The organism is Sporomusa sp. 246TCP1 (genome assembly GCF_057319775.1).
The window spans coordinates 5746135-5757919 of sequence record NZ_CM170492.1; the positions used below are offsets into that span (position 1 = coordinate 5746135).

At 41.8% G+C, this 11785-nt stretch carries 12 protein-coding genes; all 12 read left to right on the plus strand.

What is annotated here, in order from left to right; genetic code table 11:
• Positions 1–315 precede the first annotated feature (315 nt).
• The gene (locus tag AC1ECB_RS27165; protein ID WP_485666663.1) at positions 316–1455 is read left to right on the plus strand and encodes an acyl-CoA dehydrogenase; all 1140 of its coding nucleotides are present in this window, start codon (positions 316–318) and stop codon (positions 1453–1455) included.
• A 34-nt stretch (positions 1456–1489) separates the two neighbouring features.
• Positions 1490–3040 (plus strand): acyl CoA:acetate/3-ketoacid CoA transferase, encoded by a 1551-nt coding sequence (locus AC1ECB_RS27170; protein ID WP_485666664.1) that lies wholly within the window; start codon positions 1490–1492, stop codon positions 3038–3040.
• A gap of 22 nt (positions 3041–3062) precedes the next feature.
• Positions 3063–3860: an enoyl-CoA hydratase-related protein gene (locus tag AC1ECB_RS27175; RefSeq protein ID WP_485666665.1), complete on the plus strand. Its 798-nt coding sequence runs from the start codon at positions 3063–3065 to the stop codon at positions 3858–3860.
• A 38-nt stretch (positions 3861–3898) separates the two neighbouring features.
• Positions 3899–4675 carry an electron transfer flavoprotein subunit beta/FixA family protein gene (locus AC1ECB_RS27180; RefSeq protein WP_485666666.1) on the plus strand — a complete coding sequence of 259 codons (777 nt, stop codon included), beginning with the start codon at positions 3899–3901 and terminating at the stop codon, positions 4673–4675.
• Between the two features lie 14 nt (positions 4676–4689).
• The gene (locus tag AC1ECB_RS27185) at positions 4690–5619 is read left to right on the plus strand and encodes an electron transfer flavoprotein subunit alpha/FixB family protein (protein WP_485666667.1); all 930 of its coding nucleotides are present in this window, start codon (positions 4690–4692) and stop codon (positions 5617–5619) included.
• A gap of 27 nt (positions 5620–5646) precedes the next feature.
• Positions 5647–6936: an FAD-dependent oxidoreductase gene (locus AC1ECB_RS27190; protein ID WP_485666668.1), complete on the plus strand. Its 1290-nt coding sequence runs from the start codon at positions 5647–5649 to the stop codon at positions 6934–6936.
• Positions 6933–7226, plus strand: coding sequence for a ferredoxin family protein (locus tag AC1ECB_RS27195; RefSeq protein ID WP_485666669.1), 294 nt, complete (start codon positions 6933–6935; stop codon positions 7224–7226). The genes AC1ECB_RS27190 and AC1ECB_RS27195 overlap by 4 nt, the downstream gene beginning before the upstream one ends.
• A gap of 38 nt (positions 7227–7264) precedes the next feature.
• On the plus strand, positions 7265–8653 hold the full coding sequence (locus AC1ECB_RS27200) for a short-chain fatty acid transporter (protein WP_485666670.1): 1389 nt from the start codon (positions 7265–7267) through the stop codon (positions 8651–8653).
• 34 nt (positions 8654–8687) lie between these two features.
• A complete protein-coding gene (locus AC1ECB_RS27205; protein ID WP_485666671.1) occupies positions 8688–9641 on the plus strand; it encodes a 3-hydroxyacyl-CoA dehydrogenase family protein in 954 nt (317 codons plus the stop codon).
• A 274-nt stretch (positions 9642–9915) separates the two neighbouring features.
• The gene (locus tag AC1ECB_RS27210; RefSeq protein ID WP_485666672.1) at positions 9916–10461 is read left to right on the plus strand and encodes a 4Fe-4S dicluster domain-containing protein; all 546 of its coding nucleotides are present in this window, start codon (positions 9916–9918) and stop codon (positions 10459–10461) included.
• Entirely contained in the window at positions 10461–11258 is a 798-nt protein-coding gene (locus AC1ECB_RS27215; protein WP_485666673.1) for a 4Fe-4S binding protein, read from the plus strand. The genes AC1ECB_RS27210 and AC1ECB_RS27215 overlap by 1 nt, the downstream gene beginning before the upstream one ends.
• Positions 11230–11766, plus strand: coding sequence for a cytochrome c3 family protein (locus tag AC1ECB_RS27220; protein WP_485666674.1), 537 nt, complete (start codon positions 11230–11232; stop codon positions 11764–11766). The genes AC1ECB_RS27215 and AC1ECB_RS27220 overlap by 29 nt, the downstream gene beginning before the upstream one ends.
• Positions 11767–11785: the final 19 nt, after the last annotated feature.

An 11785-nucleotide genomic window follows, 5' to 3' on the forward strand; every position in this document is an offset into this window, starting at 1 on the left:
AAAAGTGTTGGACAGACGGTGGGTGTCTGCTGTTCCAACACTTTTTTGTGTAGGATATCTAGAATTTGTGTCTTAAAACGAGGTTAATAAAATTGAGAATAAATAAATTTCGTGAATAAAAATAGCCGCTGCGTTTAGTAAAATCAATTATCTTACTATTTTAAAGGTTTGTAATGATGAAAAAGTTAGGTCAACTCTATAGGGTTTGGCATGGGAATTGCGTTAATAAAAGTCAGACAGAATTAATAGACACAATGCAAAAAACAACAGACGAAAGTGTCTAGAGAAAGAATGGCGTATAAGGAGGATTTTATTGTGGACTTTCAACTGACAGAAGAACAATCTTTATTACAACAAAATGCAAAAGAATTTGCAATGGAGTACTGTCAACCAATTGCAGCCGAAATCGACCAGACGGGAAGATATCCAGCAGAAACAATAAAGCAGATGGCGGCACATGATTTTATGGGAATGCCTTATCCTGAGGAATATGGCGGAACCGGAACAGATTATTTAAGTTATATCTTAGCCGTGGAAGAAATTTCAAAAGTATGTGCATCTACAGGAATTATATATTCAGCACATTGTTCTTTAGGCTTATGGCCTATTTATAAATGGGGCTTGGAAGAGTTGAAGCAAAAATATCTTGTACCATTATGCAAAGGTGAAAAATTGGGGGCATTTGCTTTAACAGAACCAGGTGCCGGGACAGACGCGGCATCAGGCACGTGTACTGCTACATTAGAAAATGATTCGTATGTTTTGAATGGCACGAAATGTTTTATTACCAATGGCGGCGTAGCAGATGTTTATGTTATTTTTGCTTTGACAGACCCTTCTAAAGGTGTAAAGGGCTTAAGTGCATTTGTTGTAGAAAAAGATTTACTTGGTTTCGAAATCGGTAAACATGAAGATAAAATGGGAATTCGCGGTTCTCAAACAACAGAACTGATCTTTAAAAATTGCCGTATTCCCAAAGTTAATTTAATCGGCGAAGAAGGTAAAGGGTTCAAGTATGCAATGCAAACGTTAGATGGTGGACGTATTGGCGTTGCAGCACAAGCATTGGGGATTGCCCAGGGCGCTTTGGATGAAGCAATCAAGTTCGCTAAAGAAAGATTTCAATTTGGTAAGCCAATCGCAACTAAGCAAGCAATTCAATGGATGCTGGCAGATATGGAGACTCATATTCAAGCCGCACGGTTACTGGTGTATAATGCAGCGGCAGCCAAGGATAGAGGAGAAGTATTTAGTAAAGAAGCTGCAATGGCAAAATTATTTGCAGCAGAGGCTGCCGATTATGTTTGTACAAAAGCCATTCAAGTGCATGGTGGTTATGGTTATATTAAACAGTTTAAAGTGGAACGTTGCTACCGTGATGCTAAAATCTGTTCTTTATATGAAGGTACAAGTGAAGTGCAGCGTATGGTTATTGCCGGTGCATTATTGCGATAATTGATAGCAGAAGAATTTAGGGGATGTGGTATAGATGAAAATCATTACGAAAGAAGAAGCTGTTCAGCTAATTAAAGATGATGCTTTCGTCGGAATGGTTGGGTTTGTTGGATGTGCACATCCGGAAACTTTGACAGCAGTTTGTGAAGAAAGTTTTTTTAAGAGTGGTCATCCAAGAAATTTGACAATTCAATTTAGTGCCGGTATTGGCGATGGCAAGACGAAAGGGTCAAATCACTTTGGCAATCCGGGGATGGTTAAGCGTATTATTGGCGGGCATTATGGCCTGGCGCCTCGCTTGGGTGAACTTATTTCGAACAATCAAACAGAAGCATATAATCTTCCCCAGGGAATTGTTACCCATCTTTGGCGAGCGGCCGCAGGAAATAAGCCCGGTGTATTGAGTAAAGTCGGTTTGAAGACTTTTATCGATCCGCGCCTAGAAGGCGGGAAGCTTAACGCCAAGACAACAGAAGATATCGTAAAATTAATGGAAATCGATGGAGAAGAGTATTTATATTATAAGGCTTATAAACCTGATGTAGCCTTGATTCGCGCAAGTACTGTAGATGAAAATGGCAACTTGACAATGGAGCGTGAATCTGTCATTGCTGAAGCTTATGCCATAGCGGGCGCAGCGAAAGCAAATGGCGGTATTGTCATTGCCGAAGTAGAACGGCTTGCGCTTAAGGGTTCTTTAAAGCCGATGGATATTAAAGTCCCGGGCGTTTTGGTTGATTATGTAGTTATTGGTGATAATGATAAATTTCTGCAAACAAACGGTGAGTACTACAATCCTGCTTATACGGGTGAAGTAAAATTACCTCTTGGTGCGGTAAAACCATTACCATTAACTGAACGCAAAATCATTGCGAGACGGGCGGCAATGGAATTAAAAGCAAATTTTGTGGCAAATCTTGGTATTGGAATGCCTGAAGGAATTGCGGCAGTGGCAGCAGAGGAGGGTTTTGGGAATACATTGACAATGACTGTTGAATCTGGTGGTTTTGGTGGTGTCCCTGCTGCCGGGGCAAGTTTTGGCGCAACCGTAGATGCCGAAGCAATGGTTTGTCAGACCGATATGTTCGATTTTTATGACGGTGGCAATCTGGATATTACCTGTCTGGGAATTGCCCAGGTTGATAGTGAAGGCAATCTGAATGTTAGTAAATTTGGGCCTAAAATTCCTGGCTGTGGCGGATTTATTAATATTTCGCAAAATGCAAAGAAGATTGTTTTCTGTGGAACTTTGACAGCAGGTGGTCTTAAAGTCAGAGTTGAAGACGGCAAGCTGGTAATTGAAAAAGAGGGCAAGGCAAAGAAGTTTATTCCCAAAGTTGAACAGATTACGTTTAGTGCTGAATATGCAAAGTTGATTCATCAGCCTGTTCTCTTTATTACAGAAAGAGCTGTGTTTGAATTGCAGGCAGAAGGTCTTGTATTAACAGAAATAGCTCCAGGGATTAATTTGCAGCAGGATGTATTGGAACAGATTGATGCCGAAGTTAAAGTATCGCCAAACCTTACAGTCATGGATGAAAGAATCTTTAGAGATGAAATTATGGGGTTGGCAGCTACTATATAAATGCGTAGAGGAGTCGATAAAAATGGGTGAATATAATAATTTACTGGTGCAAGAAGAAGCAGGCACTGCGGTAGTAACGTTTAATCGACCGAAAGCACTGAATGCATTAAATGATGCATTAATGTCGGAAATTAGCGATGTTTTTACAGAAATCAATAAAAAAGATAGTATAAAAGTTATTATTCTCACCGGTTCCGGAGAAAAATCTTTTGTTGCCGGTGCAGACATAAAAGAAATGAAAGATTTAAATGCAGATGAGGCCAAACGCTGGGCGGAAAAGGGTGAAGGCACATTCCTGAAAATTGAACAGTGTGAAAAACCTGTTATTGCAGCAATCAACGGATTTGCTCTTGGCGGTGGCTGCGAAATTGCGATGGCCTGTGATATTCGAATTGCAGCTGAGAATGCAAAATTTGGTCAGCCTGAAGTTGGTCTGGGGATTATTCCGGGATTTGGCGGTACACAACGCTTGAGCCGGTTAGTTGGACGCGGTATGGCAAAATACCTTATTTATACCGCCGATATGATCAAAGCCGATGAAGCCTATCGAATTGGTTTGGTACAGAAAGTGGTTCCTTTAGAAAATTTGTTGGCAGAAGCTAAGAAAATAGCACAAACAATTATCTCGAAGAGTCAGACCGCTGTTCGTTTTGCTAAGGATGCAATCAATCGAGGGTCAGAAATGTCAATGGCCAATGCTATGCAGTATGAAGCTTACATTTTTGGCCTGTGTTTCAGCGGCGAAGATCAAGCTGAAGGAATGGGTGCTTTTACTAATAAAGAAAAACCTCAGTTTACCGGTAATTTTACAAAAAGATAATGCGGCAATGGACAAACTTTTCTAGCGAGGTTGATAAAATGAACATTATTGCCTGTTACAAATGGGTATTGGATGAACAAGATATAAAGATTACAGCTGGAAGTCTGGCGTTGGATACGAGCCGTGCCAAGGGAAAAATCAGTGAGTATGATAAGAATGCCATAGAAGAAGCAGTTATGCAGGCTGAGGGCTGTGAGGGGGAAGTAATTAGTTTGACCTTTGGCAGCAGCAAAGCGAAGCAGTCATTAAAAGATGCTTTGTCGCGCGGTCCGGCAAAAGGTTATTGGGTGAATGATGCCGCCGCGGATATGGCAGACGGCTATGTAACTGCCAATGTGCTTGCGACAGCAATAAAAAAAATCGGCGACTATGGTTTGGTACTATTTGGTGAAGGTTCTTCAGATACCTATGGGCAGCAAGTAGGCCCGCGAGTTGCTGCTTTATTAGGAATACCGGCAATTACTTTTGTTTCACAATTTAAGATTGAGGGAGATACGGTAACCGCAACAAGAAAACTTGAAAATTGCACAGAACAAATTAGTGCAAAATTGCCTGTAGTGATTACCGTTTTGCCTGAAATTAATAAGCCAAGAATTCCAAGTCTGAAACAAGTTCTTGGTGCAGCGAAGAAGCCGATGCAAGAATGGAAGGTTACTGATCTGGGTTTGGAGGTAAAGGCGCTTGAGCCAAAAACTAAGATAAAATCAATACAAGGTTTTGTTATGAAACGCAAAAATCAAATTTATAAAGCCGGTACAGTGGATGAAAAAGTCGAAGCTTTTGTTGCGGCATTGACTAAAGATGGTGTGTTGTAAAGGAGGAAATAGCGATGGCTGGAATTTGGATATATTCTGAAGACTGTACGGTAGCTTTGCAACTTTTAACGGCAGGCCAGAATCTTGCAAAAAAAATAAATGAAAAAATAATTGCCATTACGACGAAACAAGAATGTGCAGCAGAGTTGATTGCTTGCGGGGTAGATAAAGTAATGGTATTGGCAGGACAAACCGATTGGATAGAAAATTATGCACAACCAATCGCTGAAGTATTACGTGCCGAAAATCCGAAAGTTGTCTTAATTGGTGGTACTTTAAGCGGAAAGGATGTTGCTGCAAAACTTGCGGCGCAGCTAAACAGCGGGTTAGTTAACAGTGCATTTAGTATTGATGTGCAAGACGGAAATATTGAAACAAGTCGGATGATGTACGGTGGTTTAGCTGTTTGCACAGAAGAACTTAGCGAGGGCTGCCTTGTGACGATAGAGCCACGCACCTATGAAAAGGCTTGTTTGGATACCGCAATAAATGGAGAAGTTGTAGCAATAGATATTGCCATTGCCAGTGTAATTAACGTAGACCGTGCTGAACCCATTGTACGGCAGGGGGCAGATATTACAACAGCCAAGACAGTTATCTGTGTTGGTCGCGGGCTAGGTACTAAAGAAGATATGAAGTTGGCCGAAAATTTGGCAGAGAAAACAGGTGGCGTGATTGGCTGTACGAGAAGTATCGCTGAAGATTATCATTGGTTACCGGCAGACGTTTATATTGGGTTATCCGGACAGAAGGTAAAGCCGGACCTGTATATTTCGGTTGGCGTATCCGGACAAATCCAGCATGTAGCTGGGATTCGTGATTCAAAAATTATTGCAGCAATTGATAAAAATGAAAATGCACCAATTTTTGCAGCGGCTGACTATGGCATCGTTGGTGATCTTTATGAAATTGTACCAGCATTAATTCAAAAACTGGCTAAATAAATGCTGACTGACCGGAGGTGAAATACAGTGGAAGATGAAGAAAAATTTGATGCGATAATTGTTGGCGCCGGTCCGGCCGGTTCAGCGTGCGCTTATGTATTAGCACGAGAAGGAAAAAGTGTCCTTGTTATTGAACGTGGAGATACAGCTGGCAATAAAAACGTTACAGGAGGTCGCTTATATACATATGCTTTGGAACTGGTAGAACCTGGATTGTATAAAGAAGCCATTCTGGAACGTAAAGTTGTACGTGAACAAATCATGCTGCTCACAGAAAAAACAGGATTAACCATCGACTATTTTGATGAAACAGAACAAAGTGAAACAATACCCCCACAGTCCTATACAGTACTTCGAGCACCTTTTGACGAATGGTTTGCAGGTAAAACTGAAGAACAGGGAGCTATGCTTGCCGCCGGAATTTTAGTGAACAATTTAATCATTAAAAACGGCAAAGTTGTTGGCGTTAAAGCCGGCGAAGATGAGATGTATGCTGATATTGTGATTGCCGCAGATGGCGTAAATTCTTTTATGGCCCAAAAAGCCGGCTTAAAAAAAGAGTGGAATGGTCATGAAGTCGGGGTTGGGGTAAAAGAAATCATTGAATTGCCGCCAGAGGTTATCAACAATCGTTTTCAGGTCTGTGAAGCTGAAGGGGTAGCAAGAACACTGCTTGGTAACACCGCAGGCGTGCAGGGTGGTGGTTTTCTTTATACCAATAAAGACAGCATATCACTTGGGCTTGTACTCAGTCCGGAAGCACTGGCCCGGCAAAAACGCTCAATTGCCGACATATATCAGGATTTCAAAATGCACCCAGCCATATATCGTGCCATAGAAGGCGGGACGACAATAGAGTACAGTGCCCACCTGGTGCCAGAAAATGGCTGGCATAGTGTGCCGGAAAAACTGTATAGAGATGGTTTTCTTGTAATTGGTGATGCGGCAGGGCTTGTGATCAATACGGGGACAATTATCCGAGGTATAGATTTGGCCATTGTGAGCGGGGTAGCTGCCGCACATGCGGTATTAGCAGGGGCAGCTTCAAGTGAAGTCGGACCGGAATATGTAAGGGAATTAGAAAAATTACATGTAACAGCAACAATGAAATTGTTTGCTGGTTGGCCGCAAATCACGGGAATTGAACGCATGGTTACTGCCTACCCCGCAATGGCAAATGAAATGATGGGTTTTTTATTTAAAGTAGATGGCTCTGTCCCAGAAAAAATGCCAAAAGCAATGTATCAGATTTTGAAAAAATACGTAAGCATGGGACAGTTGCTCTCAGATGCATGGAAGGGGTTCAAATCAATATGACAGTAAAAAGACAAGGGGTTGATGAATTACTTGGCTTAGATAAATTTAATGTAGACGAAGAAAATGCCCATATTCTTTTGAATAAAGAGATTTGTGCAAACTGCAAAGATAAACCATGCTTAGTTGTTTGTCCGGCAAAATTATACAGGCTGAATGATAATGGTGAGATTAGCTTTGATTATGCCGGGTGTCTGGAATGCGGGACCTGCCGTATTATGTGTAAGGATAAAGGAATTGTTCAATGGAAATATCCTGACGGGACATTAGGTGTGGCTTTTCGTTGTGGTTAATGTAAGTAAAAATGGGGAAACGAGGAGAGAAATTTTATATGACTGGTCATGAAGCAAGTCAACAAAGCAAAAAAAAATTGACCGATTATTTTACAGAATTCGCCGAACGCTGGGTACCGGATTCATATGTCATAGCGCTTGTATTGAGCGTTGTAGCATTCGCGCTAGCGGCAATTTTTACTCCCAATAATCCGTACAAAATTGTGCAGGCCTGGGGAAAAGGGTTTTGGACTTTACTGGAATTCTCAATGCAGATGGCTTTGATTGTTATTACCGGATATGCATTGGCGACAACACCTCTTTGTAAAAATCTGATTATCAATGTTTGCAGCAAGCCGAAGTCTGCACCGCAAGTGTATTTATGGGCTGTTCTTATTTCCTCCATTGGTTATTATCTTAACTGGGGATTTGGGTTAGTTTTTGCAGCATTAATCACAAAAGAATTAGCAAGACAGGCGGCGAAAAAAGGAATTTTGGTTGATTATCGCTTCTTATGCGGTGCTAGTTGGACTACGTTTTATATTTGGCACATGGGGTTATCTGGTTCAGCTCCGTTGCTTGTTGCGACAGCAAATCACTTCATGGTAAAAGAAATTGGTGTTATTCCGATCACACAAACGATTTTTCATCCCTATAATTTAATTCTGACTGGCGTGTCTGTATTGGCAATTATCTTATTGTTCTGGAAAATTTTGCTGCCGACAGATGCGGCAAAAATTAAAACTTTTGCCGACTTAAGACCGGATTTAGCACAAGACGAAAAAGTGGAAACCGTTCAAAACGTTAAAATTACAACGCCAAGTGAATGGTTTACATACTCACCGTGGTTTTCTTATATAATTGGGATCATGTTTATCGTGTATCTTTATTATCATTTTGTAGAACTTGGTAAATCACTTGATATTAATGTGCTCAATTTTATTTTCTTGATGTTGATTATTTTTTTGTATAAGAGACCGGCAGACTTGATAAAGGCAATTAAAGCATCTACTTCCGCATCATGGGGAGTTATTCTGCAATTTCCGTTTTATGCCGGGATTTTTGGTATTATGAAATTTACTGGATTGGTTGATATTTTATCTAAATGGGTTATCAGTTTCAGTACAGAATTTACATTTCCAGCCATTGCTGCAATGCTTACAGCAGTTATTGGTTACTTTATCCCATCAGGGGGCAGTAAATGGGTTATTGAAGCACCGTTTCTGATTCCGGCAGGGCAAGCTTTAGGTGTACCGGATGCAAAGACAATTATTGCCTATATGTTTGGCGGAGATTTGGTAGCCTTAGTACAGCCGTTTTTTGCGGTACCATTTATGGCCGTTACAGGACTTGAGTTTAAAGATTTTGTCGGTTATTCATTTGTAGCCTTTATTGTTTTGGGGATCATTATGTTCCTAGGGTTAACCTTTATACCGTTTGCGGTATAAACGAAATATAAAATGAAGAAGGGAAGGGTATTGCATGAAGGTAGAAGATATTAAAAATATTTGTAATTTAGGAACAGGGACAATGGGGTTTAGCACGGCATTGCTGTTTGCTAAGAAAGGGTATAATGTCCGGATGTTTGGCCGTTCAAAAGCAAGTGTTGAACGTGGTTTTGCCAATATTAAAGCAGCTTTAGAAACATATAAAGAGAATCAGCTGGTGACAGTAGAGGAAATTCCGCAAATTATAGCTAGAATTAAGGGTTGTACAACGTTAGAAGAAGCAGCTGAAGGAGCAGATTTTGTTATTGAGTCGATTGCCGAGGATCTGGCTGTAAAAAAAGAAGTTTGGGCCAAAATTGAAGCACTTACGAAACCGCATGCAATTTTTGCGACAAATACTTCGGGGCTTAGTCCAACAGCCATTGCCGAAGGGCTACAAAGAAAAGAAAAGTTTGTTGTTGCCCATTTCTGGAATCCGCCGCATCTTGTTCCTTTAGTTGAGATTGTTCCAGGAAAACACACGTCACAAGAAACGGTTGACATCACCTGGAAACTAATTGAAATAATTGATAAAAAGCCAGTAGCATTAAAGCGGGAAGCACTAGGGTTTATTGGCAACCGTTTGCAGCTGGCGCTGCTGCGTGAAGCTTTATATATTGTGGAATCCGGAATTGCCACCCAGGAGGCTGTTGATACAGCTGTAAAATACAGTATTGGCCGCCGCCTGTCAACGACAGGCCCACTAGAAACAGCAGATTTAGGCGGCTTGGATATTTTCCATAACATCGCTGCTTATTTATATGCTGATTTATGCGATGTTAATGAACCCTCCGAGTTGCTAAAGAAGGCAATGCGGGAAGGAAATCTTGGTGCGAAAACCGGTACAGGACTTTATGATTGGACACCGGAGGCATTACAAAAAATCAAAAAAACACGGGAAAATATTTTAATTGAATGGTTACAAAAAGATAAAAGCATGACGTTTTAATAGTAACGTGTAGAGATGTTGCTGTAAGCAAGTTCAGAATTTAGTATTCGTAGTAAAGATACATAAGTAATTCTCAGCAGGTTTTTACCAGGATGTAGCTTTTAATGCAATATAGGAGCTTAATAATATATTTTTCAGCTGCCGATTTTATATCGGTGGCTTTTTCTTTTACGTTGCTTGCTGAAATGTAATACTTTTGTAAGAATTACTTAATAATTCTGTCATTATCTTTCGGTATGATGATGACAGAGAAGAATTAAGGGAGGCTTATTTTATGGAAAGGGGTGCTAAGGCAGCCTTGTTTATCGGCGGCGTCATGACATTATTGCTATCTGGTTTTACTGATAATAAAGCGAAAAATGCCTTGCTCCGGCCGCCGGGGGCGCTGAATGAACCGGAGTTTTTGGCAACCTGCCTTCGCTGCGGTAAGTGTGCGGAGGTTTGCCCGCAACAGGTGATTAAAATCGGGCAGGGCAATAGCGGGTTGGCTATCGGTACACCATATCTCATACCCCGGGAGGCAGCATGCAATTTGTGCCTGGATTGTATTGGTGTCTGTTCCAGCGGTGCACTGCGGCCAGTTGAAAAAGCAAATGTCCGGATGGGACTGGCAGAGATCGACCATGACTCCTGTCTGGCCTGGCTGGGTGATGAGTGTAAAATCTGTTATACCAGCTGCCCGTTTTATAATCAAGCCATCAAACTGGAAGATCATAAACGCCCGATTATCGACAAGGACATTTGTGTTGGGTGTGGCGTCTGTGAACATGTATGTATTGCCGAGCCGGCGGCAATCAAAGTTCAGGCAGGAAAACGCTAATGAAGGTTAAGGTTGTACGGCGAACGGTTCAGCTTTTGGCTTTTTCTCTGTTGTTTCTGCCGCTTGTTTGGCCTGCGAATTGGATGTGGCTCGGAACCTATTTATCCTCTCAGGCAGTAGGAATGGCGCTTACTGATCCGCTGGCGGCGATTGAGGTTATGTTGGCTGGCAAGATGATTTGGTGGCCGCTTATTGGGTCGATGATCCCGCTGCTTTTAGCAACGTTACTGTTAGGACGGGTTTTCTGCAGCTGGATTTGTCCGTTAAATACGGTGTTTGAACTTGCAGCCAGTATCAGGGCCCCCAGGGTTCGCAGAAACAGAAATGGCTGGTTGCCTTATCAAATACTGGCTCTGTTTTTATTAGCCGCGTTAATAACAAATTTACCGCTGTTTACCATGCTATCACCAATTGGCATTTTGTCCAGAACAGTTGCCATCGGCGTCGGACTTGAATTACTTTTTGTGGTGGCGCTTATTGCCTTGGAATGGCTTTATGACCGTAAAGCATGGTGCCGTAATGTATGTCCGGTTGGGGCGTTATACGGCCTGCTAGGAAAATGGCGACTGGTATCAATTGGTATTGACCATTCCAATTGTTTGAGTTGCCATAAATGCAGAAATGCATGTACCATGCAGGTGGATGTCGGCAATCACAGGTCGCTTGATCAGCTGACCTGCACCAATTGTGGCGACTGCGTAGATGCTTGCGCGGCAAAAGCGGTCTATTTTACATGGAAAAACAAGCAGAAAGGAGGTGTTGTACAGAGTGAATCTGTGGATGGTAGTAAGAGGTAAAGAAAAATTGACAGGACGGCATATAGGAGTAGTTGGCACTATATTTGTTATCTTACTGATTTTTGCCGGCTGGATGGCCGATTACTCATCTCGTCCGGAGTTTTGTGGTTCTTCTTGTCATGAAATGAATTCAACGTATCAGTCTTGGCAAATGTCTGCACATAAAAATGTTGGCTGCGAGGATTGCCATGGCGAGCCGGGAGCCATCGGACTCGTGAAGACTAAGGCCAAAGGAATGAAAGAAGTCTATGTGCATATTACCAGTTCAAAGATCGAGCCCAAAGCTAATGAGCACGATATTAATTGCTACAACTGTCATCAGGATAAAGTAAAACTCAATGCCGATAAGGCGCTGGCAGCAAAGGATCCGCATACAGTCAAACACTTTGACGATGGCATGACCTGTGTTACCTGTCATAGCGGCCTAGTCCATGATACCAAACGCAACAACGCGGTACCAAGCCGCGATACTTGTGCCAGATGCCACTTGGATGCAATGCAGAAATAAGACTACTATTTTGCCGGGA